General features: G+C 72.2%; 16 protein-coding genes and 1 pseudogene. 10 read left to right on the top strand and 7 right to left on the bottom strand.

What is annotated here, in order from left to right; genetic code table 11:
• Positions 1-50 precede the first annotated feature (50 nt).
• Complete coding sequence (locus tag ACFY8O_RS27665) at positions 51-818, bottom strand: SDR family NAD(P)-dependent oxidoreductase (RefSeq protein ID WP_387906950.1); 768 nt, start codon at positions 816-818, stop codon at positions 51-53.
• A gap of 395 nt (positions 819-1,213) precedes the next feature.
• Here ACFY8O_RS27665 and ACFY8O_RS27660 point away from each other — a divergent pair, with 395 nt between their 5' ends.
• Positions 1,214-1,798 carry a TetR/AcrR family transcriptional regulator gene (locus ACFY8O_RS27660; protein ID WP_145810338.1) on the top strand — a complete coding sequence of 195 codons (585 nt, stop codon included), beginning with the start codon at positions 1,214-1,216 and terminating at the stop codon, positions 1,796-1,798.
• A 101-nt stretch (positions 1,799-1,899) separates the two neighbouring features.
• Here ACFY8O_RS27660 and ACFY8O_RS27655 read toward each other — a convergent pair.
• Positions 1,900-2,481 (bottom strand): annotated as a pseudogene (locus tag ACFY8O_RS27655) (dienelactone hydrolase family protein); the annotation flags it as partial.
• Positions 2,482-2,563: 82 nt separating this feature from the next.
• Here ACFY8O_RS27655 and ACFY8O_RS27650 point away from each other — a divergent pair.
• The 3 genes from ACFY8O_RS27650 (at position 2,564) to ACFY8O_RS27640 (ending at position 6,037) form a co-directional block, all read left to right on the top strand.
• Positions 2,564-3,535 carry a MerR family transcriptional regulator gene (locus ACFY8O_RS27650; RefSeq protein ID WP_387906947.1) on the top strand — a complete coding sequence of 324 codons (972 nt, stop codon included), beginning with the start codon at positions 2,564-2,566 and terminating at the stop codon, positions 3,533-3,535.
• 7 nt (positions 3,536-3,542) lie between these two features.
• Positions 3,543-4,013 (top strand): hypothetical protein, encoded by a 471-nt coding sequence (locus ACFY8O_RS27645; RefSeq protein WP_387906944.1) that lies wholly within the window; start codon positions 3,543-3,545, stop codon positions 4,011-4,013.
• 800 nt (positions 4,014-4,813) lie between these two features.
• Positions 4,814-6,037 carry an MFS transporter gene (locus ACFY8O_RS27640; protein ID WP_387906942.1) on the top strand — a complete coding sequence of 408 codons (1,224 nt, stop codon included), beginning with the start codon at positions 4,814-4,816 and terminating at the stop codon, positions 6,035-6,037.
• Here the strand turns inward: ACFY8O_RS27640 and ACFY8O_RS27635 are convergent.
• Complete coding sequence (locus tag ACFY8O_RS27635) at positions 6,007-6,549, bottom strand: hypothetical protein (RefSeq protein WP_387906940.1); 543 nt, start codon at positions 6,547-6,549, stop codon at positions 6,007-6,009. The two genes, ACFY8O_RS27640 and ACFY8O_RS27635, sit on opposite strands and share 31 nt — an antisense overlap.
• A gap of 435 nt (positions 6,550-6,984) precedes the next feature.
• On the opposite strand from ACFY8O_RS27635, the gene ACFY8O_RS27630 reads away from it, so the two are divergent.
• Positions 6,985-8,496 carry an FUSC family protein gene (locus ACFY8O_RS27630; protein WP_387906937.1) on the top strand — a complete coding sequence of 504 codons (1,512 nt, stop codon included), beginning with the start codon at positions 6,985-6,987 and terminating at the stop codon, positions 8,494-8,496.
• 147 nt (positions 8,497-8,643) lie between these two features.
• Positions 8,644-9,717 carry a lactonase family protein gene (locus tag ACFY8O_RS27625; protein WP_387906934.1) on the top strand — a complete coding sequence of 358 codons (1,074 nt, stop codon included), beginning with the start codon at positions 8,644-8,646 and terminating at the stop codon, positions 9,715-9,717.
• 160 nt (positions 9,718-9,877) lie between these two features.
• Here the strand turns inward: ACFY8O_RS27625 and ACFY8O_RS27620 are convergent, their stop codons facing one another.
• A complete protein-coding gene (locus tag ACFY8O_RS27620) occupies positions 9,878-10,801 on the bottom strand; it encodes a sirohydrochlorin chelatase (protein WP_145810214.1) in 924 nt (307 codons plus the stop codon).
• Between the two features lie 138 nt (positions 10,802-10,939).
• Positions 10,940-11,944, bottom strand: a complete 1,005-nt coding sequence (locus tag ACFY8O_RS27615) for an N-acetylglucosamine kinase (protein ID WP_387906932.1) — start codon at positions 11,942-11,944, stop codon at positions 10,940-10,942.
• Between the two features lie 205 nt (positions 11,945-12,149).
• Between ACFY8O_RS27615 and ACFY8O_RS27610 the strand changes: the two genes are divergently transcribed.
• Positions 12,150-12,827, top strand: coding sequence for a uracil-DNA glycosylase (locus ACFY8O_RS27610; RefSeq protein WP_145810210.1), 678 nt, complete (start codon positions 12,150-12,152; stop codon positions 12,825-12,827).
• 187 nt (positions 12,828-13,014) lie between these two features.
• On the opposite strand, the gene ACFY8O_RS27605 is transcribed toward ACFY8O_RS27610, so the two are convergent.
• Both ACFY8O_RS27605 and ACFY8O_RS27600 read right to left on the bottom strand, forming a co-directional pair.
• The gene (locus ACFY8O_RS27605) at positions 13,015-14,100 is read right to left on the bottom strand and encodes a WD40/YVTN/BNR-like repeat-containing protein (protein ID WP_387906930.1); all 1,086 of its coding nucleotides are present in this window, start codon (positions 14,098-14,100) and stop codon (positions 13,015-13,017) included.
• A gap of 795 nt (positions 14,101-14,895) precedes the next feature.
• Positions 14,896-15,954 (bottom strand): LacI family DNA-binding transcriptional regulator, encoded by a 1,059-nt coding sequence (locus ACFY8O_RS27600; RefSeq protein ID WP_387906928.1) that lies wholly within the window; start codon positions 15,952-15,954, stop codon positions 14,896-14,898.
• Positions 15,955-16,168: 214 nt separating this feature from the next.
• Here ACFY8O_RS27600 and ACFY8O_RS27595 point away from each other — a divergent pair, with 214 nt between their 5' ends.
• Genes ACFY8O_RS27595 through ACFY8O_RS27585 form a run of 3 tightly spaced genes read left to right on the top strand, consistent with a single transcriptional unit; the run spans position 16,169 to position 19,249 of the window.
• Complete coding sequence (locus tag ACFY8O_RS27595) at positions 16,169-17,413, top strand: extracellular solute-binding protein (protein WP_145810205.1); 1,245 nt, start codon at positions 16,169-16,171, stop codon at positions 17,411-17,413.
• Positions 17,414-17,415: 2 nt separating this feature from the next.
• Positions 17,416-18,345, top strand: a complete 930-nt coding sequence (locus ACFY8O_RS27590; protein WP_145810204.1) for a carbohydrate ABC transporter permease — start codon at positions 17,416-17,418, stop codon at positions 18,343-18,345.
• A 4-nt stretch (positions 18,346-18,349) separates the two neighbouring features.
• A complete protein-coding gene (locus tag ACFY8O_RS27585; RefSeq protein WP_145810202.1) occupies positions 18,350-19,249 on the top strand; it encodes a carbohydrate ABC transporter permease in 900 nt (299 codons plus the stop codon).
• The last annotated feature ends 19 nt before the right edge of the window (positions 19,250-19,268 follow it).

Genomic DNA, 19,268 nt, shown 5'->3' with positions numbered 1-19,268 from the left:
GCCGCGGTCGCCGCGCGCCGGCGCGGCGGACCGCGCTCGGTGGCGGGTGCTCAGACCGCGGACCAGCCGTTGTCGACGGGGAGGATCGCCCCGTTGATGTTGCTCGCGGCGTCGGAGGCGAGGAAGACGATGGCCGCCGCCTGTTCGTCCGCCGCTGCGGGCGAGCCGACGTTGCCCATGTAGGGGGCGAGGGCGGCGGGCCCGTGGGCACCCCGGTCGGCCTCGACCTGGATGTTCGTGATGGTGCCGCCGGGGGCGATCGCGTTGGACCGGATCCCCTTGTCGCGGTACATGACCGCCAGCGACTTGGTCAGGCCGGCGATGCCGTGCTTGGACGCCGTGTAGGCGGCGCCCGCCGCGCTGCCCCGCAGCGAGGCCTCCGACGCGGTGAACACCACGGCACCCTTGCCCGCGGCGAGCATGTGGGGCAGTACGGCCCGGGTGAGGCGGAACGGGGCCGTCAGGTTGATGCCGATGACCCGGTCCCACTCGTCGTCGCCGGTGTCGGCCGCCGCCGACATGCTGTCCATGATCCCGGCGTTGTTGACCAGGACGTCGATGCCGCCGAACTCCTCGACCGCGGTCGCCGCGACCCGGTCGACGACGGCCTGGTCCCGGAGGTCACCGATCACGGTGGCCGCGGTGCCCCCTGCCCGGCCGATCTCCTCGGCCACGGCCTGTGCGCGCGCGGGGTCCACGTCCGCGACCACGATGCGCGCGCCCTCCTCCGCGAACCGCAGGGCGGTGGCGCGGCCGATGCCCGATCCTGCGCCGGTGACGATGACGCTGCGGCCGGGGCCGCTGGGGGTGACGCTCACGAGATGCTCCTTGCGGTCGGTGATACCGCCGTCACGCTACCTTTATTGGCGCACGGTGCCAAAATGGCGAGTGGTGCCAGAAAGGGAAGTCGCTACGATGGGCCCAGGCGGAAGGAAGGTGGCCGAAAGCCGTGGACATCGCACACGCCGGGACGGACGACCGGCCCTCCGTCACCGCGGGGACCCCGGGCGCGCCCGGGACGTCGGTCGCTTCGGGCCTCTCGGGGGTGTCGGTCGCCGCGGGAGCCTCCGGGGCGTCCCTTGCCTCCGTCGCCTCCGATGGTGGCGCCACCTCTCGGGCCCCCTCCGGTTCTTCCAGTGCCTCGGCGACTTCTGGCGCTTCCAGGACCTCCCGGGCACCGGCGGAGAGTGGTGCCCGCCTCGGACGGCCACCGCTGACCGAACGCCGCAAGGCGGCCACCCGCCTGGAGATCGCGCGCGAAGCCGTGCGTCTGTTCGCCGAACGAGGCGTGGCCGCCACCACCGCCGAGGAGATCGCCTCCGCTGCGGGAATCTCGCAGCGGACCCTGTGGCGCTACACCTCGTCGAAGGAGCTCTGCGTCAGACCGCTGCTGACCTACGCACTCGACTCCGTCACGGTCCTCATGAGGTCGTGGCCGCGAGACAGGCCGCTGGCCGAGGCCGTCGCGGGCGGCCCTTCCTCGCTCTCGGAGGCATCGCCCTCCACCGACGCCGAGGCCCTGCGCGACCTCGTTCTGCTGACCCGCACCGAGCCCGGGCTGCGCGCCGTCTGGCTCCAGGTCCACCACGACGCGGAGCTGATCTTCGCCGAGGTCGTCGCCGAACGTACGGGGCACCGGCCGGACGACCTGGAACCGAGGGTGCAGGCGACCCTGCTCAACGGGGCCCTGCGCATCGCGGTCGAGCAGTGGGCGTGGGGCGCCGACCCGCGGCCGGACTCGCTCCCGGATGCCATCGCCCGCGCGCTGGGCATAGCCCGGGCGGGCCTGTCCGGCTGAGGAGCAGGCCGGGCGCCGTCCTCACGGGCGATCCTTGTGCGGGCGGAGAGTCCGTGGATCCGCTCCGGGGGCGGCTCGTCCCACCTGCGGGGCCGTGAACGTCAGGTGCCCGATCCGGAGCCTCGGCCGTCGGACTGGGTGCGGTCGAGGAGGGGCAGCAGGCGCTCCCAATGGCGCCGCAGCGCGGCGGGGTCGAAGGCGTCGGTGTCGGACATGGTGAAGCCGTGGACGGTGCCGGGGTAGATCTCGGAGGTGCAGTCGACCCCTGCGGCGTCCAGGGCCCGGTCGAGCTCGCCCAGGGCCTCTGGCGTGAGGTCGCCTTCGGCGTGGCCGAGATGGACCTGGGCGGTGATGCCGGAGAGGAGACGGTGCAGGCCATCGGGCCCGTCCGCGACCACGGGGCAGTGGAATCCGGCGAGGGCGGCGACCTGGCCCGGGTGCGCCGAGGCGGTGCGCATCGCCAGGAGGCCGCCGATGCAGTAACCGGTCACCGCGACCGTGCCAGCGGCGACCTGTGGTTGCGCGGTGAGGAACCTGAGGAAGGAGTCTGCGTCTCTCAGGACACGGTCGTCGCCGAGATGCGCCTCGATCAAGGGCATCAGCTGCGCGAAGACCGTCGGCCGGACCTCGTCTCCGATGTACTCGGGAAGTTCGATCACCGGTGCGGGGCCGTGTCGGTAGAACCTCGTGCCGGAACCGTGGCAGAAGTGACAACAGCGGGACCAGACTTGAGTCTCCTTCAGGGGGAGACAGGAAGGTCAGCTCATGGACGACGGCACCCTCTACTCGATCGGCGCACTGGCGCAGCTCACCGGGCTGCCGGTCAAGACGATCCGGTTCTACTCCGATCGAGGCATCGTCGAGCCCGCCGACCGTACCCACGCCGGCTACCGGCTCTACGCCCCGGACACCGTCGCTCGCCTTGCTCTCGTGCGAACGCTGCGAGAACTGGGCCTCGGTCTCGCCGTGATCCGGCGGGTCGTGGACCAGGAACGCACCCTCGGTGAGGTCGCCGCCGAACACGCTGCCGCACTTGACGCGCAGATCAGCATCCTGCGCCTGCGACGGGCGGTCCTGACCGCCGCCGCCACCCGTGAACCCACCCCGGAGGAGATGGAACGCATGCACCAGCTGGCCACGCTGTCCGAAGCCGAACGCCGTCGCCTGATCGACGACTTCCTCGACAGCGTCTTCGAGGGACTCCCTCGCGCCTCTCACTATGCCGCGGCTCGGCGTTCCATGACGCCCGAGCTCCCCGACAGCCCCACGGACGAACAGGTCGGAGCATGGGTCGAGCTGGCCGAGCTGTCTCTCGACCCGGATTTCCGCGCCGGTGTGCGGCGCTTGACCGAGGACCACGCGGCCGGCCTGCCCGACGACGCCCCCATGCCACCGCGCCCCGACCTGATCGCCCTGGTCCGAGATCTCGTCAGACCGGCCGTGGCGCGCGGCATCGCCCCCGACTCGCCCCAGGCCGGCCCCGTCGTCGCGGCGCTCACCGCTCACTGCGCCCTCGCCCACGGCCGCCCCGACGGCGCCGAGTCGCACCGGTGGCTGGTGCGGCGCCTGAAAGCCGCGAGCGATCCGCGCAGGGACCGGTACGTCCGGCTGCTCGCGCTGATCAACGGCTGGCCGACGCCGGAACGCCTCACCCCGGTGATCGACTGGTCCGTCACAGCACTCCAGGTGGCCGCGGGACTCCCGGTGGACGTGTCCAGCGGGGTGCCCCGTCGTTGATCAGGCCATGAACCTGCGGTCGGTCTCCCTCACGCTCGTCGCCCTGCTGAGCACGGTCGGTTGCGTATCCGTGCAGGCCGAGCCGGACAGATCCGCGCCCGCGGGCCCGGTCCGTCCGGGGAACGCGCCCGCCGCGCACGCGTCCACGGCGCCGACCGCGCCCCCGGCGGTGCACGACGCACTGGGGGAGACCGAGGAGCGGCAGGATCGCGCGAGCGGGAAGAAGCGGAAGAAGAAGGAGCCTGCGGCCGGTGGTCCGGCCCGGCGGGCGGACGCTGTGGCGCCGCCGGCGCGGCGGGAAGCCCTGAACCAGCCGCGGCGGGCGGCTCCCGCCCGTCCACAGGCCCCACGCCGCGACAGCTCACCCCGCCGTGACCAGCGCCGGCAGGCGTACGACATGCGCGCCGTATGCGCGACGGGCCAGGGCGTGGCGTCCGCCGAGATCGTCGCCCTGTGCCGTACGACGTACGGGCGTTGACCCGCCGGTCGACGAAGAGGTGACGCCACCCGGCGGACGGAACGAAACGGTGGGTCCGCTCGTCGTCGGCACCCTGCCCATGGCCGGTTGCTGAGGGCGACGCGTGCCTGCGGCCGGTCCGGCGGTGCCGCGCCGGCCGCTCATCCAGGCGCCGCGCGGGCTGGGCCCGGGGCCCAGGGGGCCCGTCAAGCTTGTCGGCACGGTTCGATCGTCCCGCGGCCGCACCCGTCTCCCTTGCACGAGCTGGTGTGGGCGCGTGGGGGAACGCTGACGTCACGGGTGGCCGAACCGACCGCGTCTTCGCCCGTGTCGGAGGGGCGCGGGCTCTGGACGCCCGCCCAAGCGGTGCACGAGGGCCGGGTGACGGCGAGAGGGAAGTGCCACGACGTCTTCTTCGCAGCTCAGGTCCTTCGTCGTCGCGTTCCGCCGGGTCATGGGGCCCACTCCGACGCCGGACGGACCGGTCTCCTGACCGACCCACGGAGTCTCGCCCGTCTGCTGCCTGTTCCCGACGCGTCGCGACCCGATGTCGGCGCTCGCGCCGATCCCTTCCACGGGGCAGTGACCATGGGCCGCGCGGTGGGATGACGCGTCCCGCGCCGGGCCGTACCCCGCTCGCGAACGGCGCCGGGAGGGGCCCCGACGTGGGGCGCGGCGGGACGGACGGGCCGGCGTGTCCGTACGCTGCGCAGGGCGGCAGCGCACGGCGCTCCCGTCGTACGGCGGGAAGACCGTACCGAAGCAGAGGCCGGCCGGGCCCGCCGCCCCGACCCGCACCGAGTGAGCTGGAGTGCCGAGAAGTGAGGATCGCGACCACGCCGTCGCCCGGTGAAGGGCAGCAGGCTCACGCGAAGAGGGCGCTCGCCCTCATCGCCCTGGCCACGTTCCTGTCCATGAGCGTCTGGTTCTCGGCGTCGTTCGTCGTCCCCCAGCTACGGGAGATGTGGCGCCTGAGCAGCGGGGAGAGTTCGCTCCTGACGATCGCGGTACAGCTGGGCTTCGTGGTCGGCGCCCTCACCCTCACCGCGACCGGGCTGGCCGACGCCGTACCGGGGCGGCGCCTGATGCGCGCCGGCGCCCTGGCCGCGGCGGTGATGAACCTGATCCTGCTCTGGGCACCGGGATTCACGACCGCCGTACTGCTGCGCGCCCTGACCGGCGCCTGCCTGGCGGCCGTCTACCCCCCGGCGCTCAAGGAGGTGTCGACCTGGTTCAGGGAGGGACGCGGCACCGCCCTGGGCGTCATGATCGGCGCGCTCACCCTCGGCTCCGCGGCCCCGCAGTTGGTCAAGGCCACCGGTGGTGTCGACTGGCGCGTCGTGATCGTCGCGACCTCCGTCCTCACCGCACTCGGCGGACTGGCCACCCTGCTCATCCGGCATGCGGGCCCGTATCCGTTCCCCACGTCGGAGTTCAGTCTGCGCTCCGCCCTGCGGGCCGGCCGCAACCGTCAGGTGGTGCTGGCCGACATCGGATACGCGGGTCACATGTGGGAGCTGTACGCCATGTGGGCGTGGATCGGCACCTTCCTGGCCGGCCTGGACGGTTTCGCCCACCGGGCGGACGGGCCTCGCCTCGCCGCGCTCGCCGCCTTCGTCTGCATCGGGGTCGGCGCCGCGGGCTGTCTCGTCGGCGGCCGGATCAGTGACCGCAAGGGCCGGGCGCAGGCGGCCCTGATCAGCCTCAGCTGTTCGGGCGGGGCCGCCGCCGTGCTGGCGTTCGCCCATCATCTGCCCCTGCCGGTCGTCCTCACCGTGAGCGCCTTCTGGGGATTCTGGGTGATCGCCGACTCCGCCCAGTTCTCCGCCATGGTGACCGAGAACGTCGACCAGCGGTACGTCGGCAGCGCCGTGTCGTTGCAGCTCGCCATCGGATACGTGACCACGGCGGTGACGATCTACCTCGTGCCGGTCCTGGCCGACGCCGTCTCCTGGACGGCGGCACTCCTCGTCCTCGTCCTGGGACCGGTCGTCGGAATCGGGGCTCTGCTCACCTATCTCCGGCCACCCGCCGCACGGGTCTGATACGGCGGCGGCGGTCCGTACGGGCCTGACGCGACGACGGTGCGCACGGGCCTGATGCGACGACCGGTCCGCGCGGTCCGCACGGTACGAGGCGGAGGCCCCGGGCTCCGGCTCTCGGCGCCCGGGGCACGCGTCACGTCGTCGGCGCCCGGGGCACGCGTCACGTCGTCGGCGCCCGCTGGACGCACGTGTCCAGCACACCATCGGCCACCTGACCTGCCCTGCGGACGCGTCGTCCCAGGGATGGTGGTGTACGCGGCTGCCCGTTTCGCCAGCTCCGCGGCCTCGGCGCAGTCCGCCTCGCCGGTCCCCGAGCGCAGCCGGGCCCGCAGACCGTCGAGGGTGGCGTGCAACGAACCACCCCAGGCGTCGAGGGCGTCCAGCCACGGCTTCGTCTGCGCCAGGAGGGCCGCGTCCCCCACACCGGCCCGAATCCGCTCGGGAGCTCCGGCCAGCACGTCGGCGTAGGCGCCGACGCTCGCGCGGGGCTGCCTGCCGGCGTGCACGGTCACCGCTCGACCCGGGCCTCGGTGAAGTCCGCCGGCCGCCCGCTCAGCGCCTTGTGCAGCCGCACCTCCACGGAAGTGGACCATCACATTCAGGTGGTGGAGTGATCTGAACCGCCACTTGTCGCGGCCGGTGTCAAGATCCGGAGCGGAGCCGGATGCCGCGGCACACACCTCGCGCGCCATGCGCGCGGCAGGCCCCGGGCGCGCTGCGGGTCCGTCGGACGGTGGAGGGCGCGAGGGTGGTCCGTTGGCTCTGCGATGGCCGTACGGGACGTAGCTTCTCCGGGCCATTGGTCCAGCAGATCGAGCACCGGTTGAACCAGCAGCCTCACAGGTGCTGGGATGGTCCTGTCAATGGCGCTGCGGGTCCCCCTTCCGGGATCTTTGTGGCGCCTTTCTCATGTCCGCGGTGATCTGTGGTGAAAGGGACGGGACAACTTGCTGAAGAGGGCGTTCGCCGCTCAGGACCCGGGACGGATGCGGCTGCGGTTCGCATCCCGGGCCGTGCTCGGCATCGGACTCGCCGTCGCGCTCTGCGCGGCCGCCGGGCACACCCCGGCCGCCGCCATCCTCGGGGGCCTGGCCGCGCTGCTCGCGCTGTTCACGGTGACCGACCCGACGGTGCGGGGGCAGGCGTGCACGACCGCCCTGCTCCCGGTCGCCGGCCTCCCGGTGCTCACGCTCGCCGCCCTGCTGCACGACGTGCCCGTCGCGCGCGACCTCGCCTTCCTCGCCGTCGTGGGGGCGGGGGTGTACGCACGCCGGTGGGGTCCTCGCGGGCACGCGCTGGGCGTGTTCGCCTTCATGTCCTACTTCTCCGCCCAGTTCCTGCACACCGTGCCCGGCCATCTGCCCGAGCTGTACGCGGCCGTGCTGCTGTCGCTCGTCGCGTCCTCGACGGTGCGGTTCGGGGTGTGGTGCTACGAGCGGCGGCTCCCGGCTCCCGTGGTGGCCGCCCTTCCCGACGATGCCGAGGGGCTCGGACGGATCACGACGCGCCATGCCGTCCAGGCGACGCTGGGGGCGGGACTCGCGCTCGCGCTGGGGCAGGTCCTCTCCGACCAGCGCTGGTACTGGGCGGTCGGCGCCACCTGGTGGGTGTTCGTCGCGACGACCTCGCGAGGCGAGATCGTCGTGCGCGGGTTCAGGCGGTTCCTGGGGACGGTCCTCGGGATCGTGCTGGGCTTCGCCGTGGCCGTACCGCTGCACCACGAGCCGGTCGCGGTGGCCGTCGTCGTCGCCCTCAGCGTATTCGGGATCTTCTACACCGCCGCCGTCTCCTACACCTGGATGATGCTGGCCGTGACCGCGATGGCGAGCATGCTGTACGGGGTCCTCGGCGTGCTCGACGCGGACCTGCTCGTCCTCCGGGTGACGGAGACGGCGGTCGGGGCGCTCGGCGCCGTGCTGGCGGTGCTGTTCGTGCTGCCGGTCACCACGCACTCGGTGACCGAGGCCTGGGTGGAGCGTGCGCTGCGGTGCGTGCACGCGTGCACGGCGGACGCCGCCGCCCGGCTCGCCGGGAGCGGGGACGCCGACCCGGCCCGGCGCGTCGCCGAACTGGAGGCGATCCTCAGCCGGCTGCGCCTGTCGCTCTCACCCCTCGTGCATCCGCTCAACCCGATGCGGGCCCGCAAGCGCCGGGCGCGGCAGATCCTCGAACTTCTCGACGACTGCGCACGCGAGGTGCGCGGTCTTGCCTCCGTCGCCTCCGACCCGGAAGCCTCGCACGACGTCCGGCTCGCCGCCGCCTGCTGGAGGGTGGAAGTGGCCGTCGAGGCTCTCACCGACGCCCCGGCCGCCGGCCGGCCCCTGGGCCCCGAGAACGCGCCCGCCGCGGAACCGACGGGGGCCGAGCAGATGCTCGCCCATCTCCACGCGCTCGAACGCGCCCTGCTCGAACTCGCTGTGCCGCTGAGGAGGGCCGACCGCCTTCCGGCGGGGGCCTGACCCCTCCCGCGGACGCCCGCCCTCTGCGGGGCCGGGCTCGTCGCCGGCCGGGCCTCTTCGCGGAAGACGCTTATTGGTCTGGACCAAAAAGTGCTGCCTGCTACCGTCGGTCGTGAAGATCGTGGCGTAGGTGAGAGGGGTGGCGCGATGAGCGCGCACGGGGCCGTACGGGCATTCATAGGGTCGTTCACCTCGGCGGGAGGCCACGGCGTCACCGTGGCCTCCGTCGACCGGGACACCGGGGCGCTGACGTCGCTCGCGTCCACGAAAAGCGTGGCGGACCCCTCGTTCCTCGCGGTCGGCCGCCACCCCGGGACGGGTGACACCCTGCTCTACGCGGTGAGCGAGACCTCCGAAGGTGCCGTCGCGGCGTTCACCGTCGACGCGGACGGCACACCGCGGCTGCTCGGTGACGTCCGGCCGGTGGGCGGCAGCAGCCCCACCCACCTGAGCCTCGCCTCGGGCCATCTGCTCACCGCCAACTACGGCTCCGGCAGCGTCACCGCCCTGCCCGTTCTCTCCGACGGCTCGCCCGGCCAGGCCGCCGGTGTGCTGCAGCACGAGGGGAGCGGGCCGGACGCCTCCCGCCAGGCCGGACCGCACGCGCACCAGGTGCTCGCCGATCCGTCGGGCAGGTGGGTGCTGAGCGTGGACCTCGGTACGGACTCCGTCCGCGTCTGCGCCCTCGACCCCCGTACGGGGGCCCTGCGGCTGCACGCCGAGACGGCGCTGCGCCCCGGCACCGGACCGCGCCATCTGGCGTTTCACCCGTCCGGGGGACACGCCTACGTCCTGAACGAGCTGGAACCGACCCTCACGGTCTGCCGCTGGGACTCCGTCGCCGGGCGGCTGGAGCCGGTCGGCGAGACGCCGGTGCTGCCGCACGACGCGTACGCCGAGGGTGCCGAGGCGCGGACGTACCCGTCCGAGCTGGTCGTCTCGCACGACGGCCGGTTCCTCTGGACGGCCAATCGCGGGCACGACAGCATCTCCGTGCTCACCCTCGACGAGACGGCCGAGAAGGCCGTCCTGGCCGCCGCCGTGGGCTGCGGAGGGCACTGGCCCCGTGACCTGGCCCTCGACCCCACGGGGCAGTGGCTGTACGCCGCCAACGAGCGCTCCGGAAGTGTCGGCTGGTTCGCCGTGGACGCGGAGACGGGCATCCCGGCCCACGTGGGCTCCGTGGACGTTCCGGCGGCCTCCTGCGTGGTCTTCGCCTGAGCGCACGGTCCTCGGCGCCGGGGACGCCCTCGGAGCGTTCCCGCGCGCTTCGAGGCCGGGGGGCCTGCCCCCGCACCCTGGGCGCAAGGGGAAACCGGAACGCGGCGCGTACCTGAGAGATCAGGTACGCGCCGCGCCGTCGTCCGTGGCCAGGCGCGGATCAGTGCGCCGGGGCTCCCTGCGGCGTCGCCGGGGTGATGCCGAGCGCCGTCGCGTACAGCGAGAGCACGAGCTTGCCGATGGCCGGGTAGGAGCCGAGCGGCTGGGCGGTCGCGCAGCCGGCCTCCTTCGCGGCGGCGTCCAGCAGGCCCTCGTCGACCTCCGGGCCGACCAGGTACGGCGCGAGCGCGAGCTGCGCGGAGCCGGAGTTCTGGAGCTGGGCGGCGATCGAGGCGACCGAACCCTCCACGTCCAGGGCCGCGGCCATCACGGGGACGGCGAGCCGTGCGGCGAGCAGCATGCCGGTGATCCCGGCGGCCTGGACGGCCTCCTCGCCGCCGACCGTGGCCAGCACGATGCCGTCGGCCGCGGTCGCCACCGTGAACAGCCGTGCCCGGTCGGCGCGGGCCAGTCCGGCCTCCGAGAGGCGTACGTGCAGCGCCTCGGCGAGCAGCGGGTGCGGACCGAGGACATCGGTCAGCTCGGCCTGCGTGCCGCTGTCCATGACCGCCTGCCGTATGCGCCGCATGGTGGCGCTGTCCGGCCCGGCGAGCAGCGGAACCACGACGGCGGACGCGCCCGAGGGCTCGGGGACCTCACGGCCGGCGGCGGTGGCCTGCTCGTAACGAGCGGTGCGCTCGGCTGCGGCATGGGTGAGTACGGAGGCGAGCGTGGGATATTCGGCGTCGTCGCCGTCGAGGTAGCCGATCTGGGCATTCAGTCCGGGCAGCTCGGAACGGGCGATGCTGATGACTTCCTCGGCCAGGCTGCGCGAGGCCGGGGAAGGGGTACCGGGAAGGGCAAGAACGAGCGCGGCAGCGCCCTCAGGTGCGACCACGGGCTCCGGGCGGCGGTGCCGTCCGGACTGGCGAGGTCGCGGCATTCGTACAGGCAGGCCGGAAGCGGGCCCAGTGGGGGTGCTCATGGCGCCGCATGCTACTGGTTTTGGGTACCCCTCTGTTCGGGGAGGGGGCGACCAGGCGTCATCTGTCCATATATGTCTGCTCGGTGACGCAGTGGACGACTCACCCGCTATGTCCGGGGGTACGCGTGACCGATCCGGCTACGTACCTCCCGGTACGAACAGCAGGGTCGGGTGGGGCGGGAGCCGCGGCCCCGCTCCCGGCACCGCGAGGGCGCGGGCGATCTCCAGCGCGCCGTGCAGAGGGTCGCCGGCGGCCGGTACGACCCGCGCCTGCGGAACCTGCTCGGCCAATTCGTGGTGCAGCGGCCCCAGGAGAGGCTCGCCCATCCGGAACAGACCTCCGGTCAGGGCCACTTCGAGCCCGTCGGACCGGGGGCCCTCGGCTGCCGGGCACACCGCGGCGGCGGCCTCGGCGATGTGCGAGGCCGCCTCCCGCAGGATGCGGGCGGCGACGTCGTCCTCGACGGCGCAGGCCCCGACCTCCGGGGCGAAGGACGCCAGCAGTGCGGGACGGTCCGTCCGTGGATACAGGAGGCCCGGAATGCCGGTGGGGGGCCCGAAGGCGGCCTCGGCCCTGGCCAGCAGTGCGGCCGAGCCTCCGCGCCGGCCGTCGTGGGCGCGCATCGCGGCGTCGAGCCCCGCCCTGCCGATCCATGCGCCGCCGCCGCTGTCGCCCAGCAGATGCCCCCAGCCGTCCGCCCTGCGCCATGCCGTGAGGTCGGTGCCGAGGGCGATCATGCCGGTACCGCCGGCCACGACCGCCCCGGGGCGCTGCCCCAGCGCTCCGGCGTACGCGGTCACCGCGTCGGCGGCCAGGGCCAGCCTCCGGACTCCGAGCGCCTGGGCGAGCGCCGGGGGCAGCTGCTCGCGCAACTGCCCGCCGAGCGTGGCCATCCCCGCGGCGCCGATCGCCGCGGCGGCCACCGTCCCTTGCCCGGCCCGCTCCAGCAGCTCTCTGACAGCGGGCAGCAGTTGCTCCAGCAGGTGCGCGGCGTCGATGCCGTCCGCCCCCGTCCGTACGGGTTCCGCGCACACCGACATCAGAGCCGGGCGATCGCCGTCCACCCTCCGCAGCGCCAGCCTCAGTCCTGAACCGCCCGAGTCCACCCCGAGGACGTACTCGTCCGGCACGGGGGCGCTCACGGAAGCCTCCGGGCCGCCGCTGCGGGAGCGGGCGCCGTGCTCACCGGCTGCACCGGGCACCGTCGCCTGCGGGTGAACGCCGGGACGGCTTCCATGGGCGGACTCCAGGGGACGGGGACCGAAGACGTGCGGCACCCTACCGCTCAACTCCGCTCCGTGGGGCCACATGATCACAGCTGCCGTTTAGGCCGGTAGAGTGACGTCCGTGGCAGCGCGACCGTTGAGTGAACTTGTGGAGCCGGGCTGGGCCGGGGCGCTGGCGCCCGTGGCCGACCGGATCGCGGCGATGGGGGACTTCCTCCGTTCCGAGATCGAGGCGGGACGTACGTATCTGCCGGCGGGGAACAACATCCTGCGCGCCTTCCAGCAGCCCTTCGACGACGTGCGCGTCCTGATCGTGGGTCAGGACCCCTATCCGACGCCGGGTATGGCCATCGGGCTCAGTTTCGCCGTGGCTCCCGAGGTGCGGAGGCTGCCGGGCAGCCTGGAGAACATCTTCAGGGAACTGCACTCCGACCTCGGCCTGCCCCGGCCCTCCAACGGAGACCTGACACCCTGGACGCGCCAGGGCGTACTGCTCCTCAACCGCGCGCTGACGACCGCGCCCGGCAAGCCCGCCGCCCACCGCGGCAAGGGCTGGGAAGCCGTGACCGAACAGGCCATCCGGGCCCTGGCGGAGCGGGGCAAGCCGATGGTGTCCGTGCTGTGGGGGAGGGACGCCCGCAACGTGCGCCCGCTGCTGGGCGACCTCCCCGCGATCGAGTCCGCCCACCCTTCCCCCATGTCGGCGGACCGCGGCTTCTTCGGCTCCCGGCCCTTCAGCCGCACCAACGAGTTCCTGGAACGCGCGGGGGAGCAGCCGGTGGACTGGCGCCTGCCGTAGACCCGGGGCGGCCGGGGACGGCTGTGTCCGGTGGCGCCCCGGCGCCCCCGGGGTCGTCCGGGAGGCTCCCCGGGACGAATTTCGTAGCCTGCCGCCGCCCGAGACGGTCCGAAGGCACTCCCGCAGCTCCGACAGGGCAGGGCCGGGGTGGATACCGCGGGACGGCCAGCCGCGTCGTGCGGGCCGGTCAGCTCAGCACCGCCGCCCGCACGCACAGGACGTCCGGCAGATGCGAGGCCAGCTGCTGCCAGCTGTCGCCGTCGTCCGCGCTCGCGTACACCTCGCCGTTGCGGTTGCCGAAGTAGATCCCCGCCGGGTCGGCCCCGTCCGTGCAGAGCGCGTCGCGCAGCACCGTGCCGTAGTGGTCGTCCTCCGGCAGACCCTGGGTGAGGGGCTCCCAGGTCTCTCCCGCGTCCCGTGTCCGGAACACCCGGCAGCGGTGCCCTGCGGGGACGCGGTCGGCGTCGGCGTTGATCGGGAAGACGTAGCACGTGTCCGCGTGGTGCGGGTGTGCCACAGCGGCGAAGCCGAAGTCCGACGGCAGGCCCGCCCCGATGTCCTTCCAGTGCTCCCCGGAGTCGTCGCTGCGGAACACCCCCCAGTGGTTCTGCAGGTAGAGGCGGTCGGGATCCGCGGCGTCCCGCGTCACCTTGTGCACGCACTGCCCGAACTCCGGGTCGGGGTCCGGCAGGAAGACGGCGGAGACGCCCTTGTTGGCCGGGACCCAGCGCTCACCGCCGTCCTCGGTGCGGAACACCCCTGCGGTGGAGACCGCGACGGTCACAGCCGAGGAGTTCCTGGGATCCGTCAGGACGGTGTGCAGCCCTTCGCCGCCTCCACCGGGCACCCACTTGGACCGCGTCGGATGCTCCCACAGCGGGCGGACCAACTCGAAGGACTCGCCCCGGTCGTCGGACCGGAACAGCGCGGCGGGTTCGGTGCCCGCGTACACGACGCCGGGGGCCTCGGGCCCTGCCGGATGCAGCTGCCACACCCGCTCGAGCGACGCCCCGGTGAACTGGGGGAACTTCACGGCGGGCTGCTTCGGCTCCACCCAGGTCTCGCCCAGGTCGTCGGAGTGGAAGACGGAGGGACCCCAGTGCGCGCTGTCGCCGCCGACCAGCAGCCGGGGCGTCCCGCCGCGCGTATCGATCCCGATCGAGTAGATGGCCTGAGCATTGAAATGCGGGGCGCCGAACTCCCAGGAGCCGCCGCGCTTGCGGCCGATGAAGAGCCCTTTGCGAGTCCCTACGGTGAGCAGAACCTCGGCCATGACAAGACCTCCCGAAACGCCGTTGTGCCGGACAGGTGCCAGTCTGCACCCGGCCACTGACAGTGGCCGGGAGACGCGGCGTCGGCGCAGCTCACAGCGGTCGTGGCAGCCGTGCGGCCCGCAGCGGCCCTGGGGTGGGGCCCACGGCGGGCCGGTCGGTGCCGCGCTTCGAGCCGGGCGAACGTGCTGCCGGGGCGTGCGCGCGACCGACGCGGGCGGTGCGGTGCGCGTGTGGCCCGCGATGCCGGGGCCGTCACGACCGCTGCGGGCGCACACATGTGCGCGTGGGGGAGGGCCCGCCCGGAATCATGGGGGCGACCAGGAACGCCCGAACCCGCGCGGCCCGACACGCCCGGCCCGGGACAGGCTCGCCCGAACCCGCGAGGCCCGACGAACCCGAACCCGCGAGGCCCGACGAACCCGAACCCGCGCGGCCAGACGCGCCCGAACCCGAGGCCCGGCGCGCCCGAACCGCCCCGACAAGCGACCTGCGCCCCGGAGCGCGCGCGGGGCGCCTCGGGTTACGCCCTGACCCCGGCATGCGGGAGGAACGTATCTGCGCGAGGTGTTCCGAACGTGCCTGCGCGACGCGAGCGACCCCAGCGTGCGTGAGGGTGCGACGCGGCGCCAAGGTGTGCGAGGGTGCCACTCCGACGCGCGAGAGGGCGCGTGCGACCCGGCGCGCATGCCCGAGCGACCCGTCTCACCACCCGAGCCGCCTGGCCGGCGCCCCGCGCGACCCGCGTCCCCCGACCCGCCTGCCCGAACGTGCCCTCCCGGGCGCGGCCGGTCTCCTCAGCGCGCCGGCGGCGCCGTGCTGTTGCGCACCACCAGGCTCGTCGCCAGATCGACCCGGGTGGTCGCGGGCTGCCTGCCCCTGCCGAGGTCGAGCACCAGCCGGGCGGCGGTCTCGGCCATCTCTATCAGCGGCTGGCGCACCGTCGTGAGCGGCGGGCCGATCCAGCGGGTCAGGGGCAGGTCGTCGAAGCCGACCACACTGAGATCCTGCGGAATCCGCAGGCCCAGTTCGCGTGCCGCCTCGTACACACCGAGGGCCTGAAGGTCGTTCCCCGCGAAGATCGCGGTGGGCGGCTCCGGCAGGCGCAGCAGTTCCAGCGCCGCCGTGTACCCGTCCTCATGGTTGAACTCGCCCTCCCGGACGAGCTCGGGGTCCATCGGGACCCCCGACGTCTCCAGTGCCGCGCGGTAGCCGTCGAGCCGGGCGCGGCTGCACATCATGCGCGTGGGGCCGCCGATGATGCCGATCCGGCGGTGGCCGAGACCCGTCAGATGACGGGTGGCGGCGAGGCCGCCCTGCCAGTTGGCCGCACCGACCGAAGGGATGTCGTCCCCGGGGTCGCCCGCGGGATCGACGACGACGAAGGGGATGGAACGGCTGGTCAACTGGGCGCGCTGCGCCGCGTCGAGATCCGAGAGCACGAGTATCACTCCGGCGGGACGGCGTGCCAGGACTCCGTCCACCCAGGTCTGGCCCGGAGTGAGGCGGCCCGCACTCTCCGAGAGGACCAGGCTCAGCCCCTCCTCCCGCGCGACGTTCTCGACCCCCCGGACGACCTCCATCGCCCAGGCGCTGTCCAGCTCGTGGAAGACCAGATCGATGAGCTGGGACTGCTGGGAGGCCCCGCGCCTGCGGCGGTAGCCGTGCTTCAGCAGCAGTTCCTCCACCCTCGTGCGCGTGCCCGGGGCGACGTCGGCGCGGCCGTTCAGCACTTTCGAAACTGTCGGAGCCGACACTCCGGCCGCTCGGGCGATCTCTGCCAGCGTGGCGGTGCTCACCGACGACTCGTCGACGGACGCCTTCTCCTGTTGGGGCTGGACCTTTGCAGGGCTCATGCACGAATCGTAGCTCCCCGACGGCCGTGGACACGCGTCCGGGCGAGGTTCGTAAATCCTTGCTCCCACCCTCTTGACTGGCCCGAAACACGACCGTACGGTTCCGGCAACATTCGAAAGGCACGCCGAAACATTCGACAGAGGTGCGGTCATGCGGTCGGGGATATTCGCTCAGGGCACACGTACGACGAGATGGGCCGCAGCAGGTGCGGCGATGGCCATGGCCGGTCTGCTGGCCGGCTGTGGTTCAGGGGCCGGGGGGAGTGACGGCGGAACCATCACCGCCTACGTCTACGGCGACGACGCGGTCAAGGTGCAGCAGGCCGCGGTGGACACGTTCAACAAGACCTCCAAGGTCAAGGTCAAGCTGGTGTCGGTGCCCGGCACCGACTACGTGAACAAGCTGCGCAGCGCCATGGGATCGCCCAGCGCTCCGGACGTCTTCTTCAACTGGGGCGGCGGTTCCATCAAGCCGTACGTCGACTCCAAGGACCTGGTCGACCTGACGTCGACGGTCAAGAACGACGCCACGCTGAAGGACGGCTTCCTTCCTTCGATCATGACGGCCGGCGGGCTCGGCGGGAAGATCTACGGGGTGCCCATGCGCGGCATGCAGCCCGTGATGCTCTTCTACAACAAGTCCCTCTTCGCCGAGCACAAGATCGAGCCGCCCAAGACCTGGGAAGACCTCCAGACGGCCATCAAGACGTTCAAGGAAGCCGGCATCACGCCGTTCGCGCTCGGCGGCTCCGACAAGTGGCCCGAACTGATGTGGATGGAGTACCTGCTGGACCGGATCGGCGGTCCCGAGGTCTTCAAGAAGATCCAGGACGGTGACACCGAGGGCTGGGGCGACCCGGCGGTGCTCAAGACGGCGCAGACCGTCAAGGAGCTGATCGACGACGGCGCCTTCGGCAAGAACTTCAACTCGGTCGACTACGGCAACGGCGGAGCGCCGACCCTGCTCAACAAGGGCAAGGCCGCGATGCACCTCATGGGCTCGTGGGAGTACTCGACCCAGCTGGGCAAGGCCCCCGAGTTCGCGAAGAAGGACCTCGGCTGGACCGCCTTCCCGACGGTGGCCGGCGGTGTGGGCGACCCGGCGAACGTGGTGGGCAACCCCACGAACTACTGGTCCGTCAACGCCCGGACCAAGCACAAGGACGCGGCCATCGACTTCCTGAAGACGATGGCGTCGAAGACCTACGCGCAGGCCCTCGTCGACAACGGTGACGTCCCCACCACCTCCAACGCTGCGTCGATGCTCAGCGGCTCCCCCAACCCGCAGTTCGCCACCGACCAGTACGACATGGTGCAGAAGGCCCCGAGCTTCACCCTCTCGTGGGACCAGGCACTCGAAGCCCAGTACGCCACCCCTCTGCTCACCGAGATCAGCAAGCTGTTCGCCGGCAAGACGACTCCCGAGCAGTTCGTCGCAGCAATGAAGGCCGCAAAGTAACGATGTCGCACCCCACTCCGGTCGCGAAGAGGCACGGAGACAGGAAGGCGGCCGTCGGCAACGTCGGCCGCCCGCCGGTCGCCTGGGCCGTCCCCGGCATCCTCTTCTTCGCCGTCTTCGCGATCGTCCCGCTGGCGATCGCCGTCTACCTCTCCTTCTGTGAATGGGACGGGCTCGACTCCCCGACCCTGACCGGCCTGGACAACTGGACCCGGTTGTTCAAGGACTCCGAATTCGGCCAGGCCGCCTGGCTCAGCCTCCTCCTCACCACGATCAGCTGGGTCTTCCAGACCCCGGTGGCCCTCCTGCTCGGTGTGTGGGCAGCCGGCCGCCAGCGCAGCCGCGCGTTCCTGTCCGCGGTCTTCTTCATCCCGCTGCTGCTCTCCACCACCGCGATCGCCATGCTCTTCCACGCGCTGCTGGACCCCAACTTCGGGGTGATCCAGACGATCGGGCCCTGGCTCGGCATCGATCCCAACGTCATGGGTTCGTCCACCGGCGCCCTGCTCGTGGTGGCGTTCGTCGGCGGCTGGCAGTTCATGCCCTTCCACACGCTGATCTACCAGGGCGGCGCCCGGCAGATCCCGGAGGTCCTCTACCAGGCGGCCTCCATCGACGGCGCGGGCATGGTGCGGCAGTTCTTCCACATCACGCTGCCGCAGCTGCGGCACACGATGACGACCTCGTCGGTCCTGATGATCGTCGGCTCGCTGACCTACTTCGACACCGTGCTCATCATGACCAAGGGCGGTCCCGGCACGGACACCACGATCCTGCCCTATCTGATGTACCGGACCGGCTTCCAGACGTACGACCTCGGCTATGCGGCTGCCATCGCCACCGCGCTCGTCGTCGTGGCCACCAGTATCTCGCTGATCATGGTCCGTCTCAGTGGATTCGGGTCCATGCGGTCCACCCGGGAAGGTATGTGACGAGATGTCGATCGACACCCGCCCCGCTGCGCCGCAGCACCGCGCGACCCCCACTGCGCCGCGCCGAGGAGGAGCCGCCCGCCGGCGCAGGTCCCTGGGCAACCCGGTGGCCGGCATCGGCTCGCTCGTCTGGCTGCTGATCGTCCTGGTGCCGCTCTACACCCTGGTCTCCGCATCGCTGATGCGGCAGGACGAGGCGCTGAACGGCGACCCGCTGGCGATCCCCACGGATCCCACGTTCGAGAACTACCGCACCGTCCTGGACAGCGGGTTCCTCTCGCTCATCGGCAACACGGCGATCGTCGCGGTGGTGACCGTCGTCATCGTGCTGGTGCTCTCCGTCCCGGTGGCCTACGTGGCGGTACGCACCCGCAGCCGTCTCTCCTCGCTCGCCTTCCGGACCTTCCTGCTCGGTGTCGCGATCCCGGCGCAGGCGGTGATCGTGCCCCTGTACCTGATGATCGGCAAGATGGGGCTGTACGACACCCTGTGGGCGATCATCCTGCCCACCGCCGCCTTCGCGATGCCCGTCGCCGTCCTCGTGCTCAGCGGCACGATGCGTGACGTCTCCGAGGAGATGTACGAGGCCATGGCCCTCGACGGAGCCTCGCCCTTCCGCATGCTCTGGCAACTGGCGGTGCCGCTCTCCAAGGCGGGGATCAGCACGGTGGCGATCTTCTCCGCCCTGCAGGCGTGGAACGGCTTCCTCTTCCCGCTGATCCTGACCCAGTCGGAGGAGCAGCGCGTCCTGACGCTGGGGCTGTTCAACTTCATGAGCCAGTTCGGAGTGAACATCCCCGCGGTACTGGCAGCGATCGTCCTCTCCGTCATTCCCATCTTCGCCGTGTACCTCGTGGCCCGGCGGGCGCTCATCAACGGACTGATGGGCGTGGGCGGCAAGTAGCACACCGACGCCGCCCCGG

Origin of the sequence: Streptomyces argenteolus (assembly GCF_042902585.1) — a bacterium.
Lineage (GTDB): Bacteria > Actinomycetota > Actinomycetes > Streptomycetales > Streptomycetaceae > Streptomyces > Streptomyces argenteolus.
The sequence above is the reverse complement of the archived record's forward strand: the minus strand, read 5'-3'. Positions and strand labels throughout refer to the sequence as shown.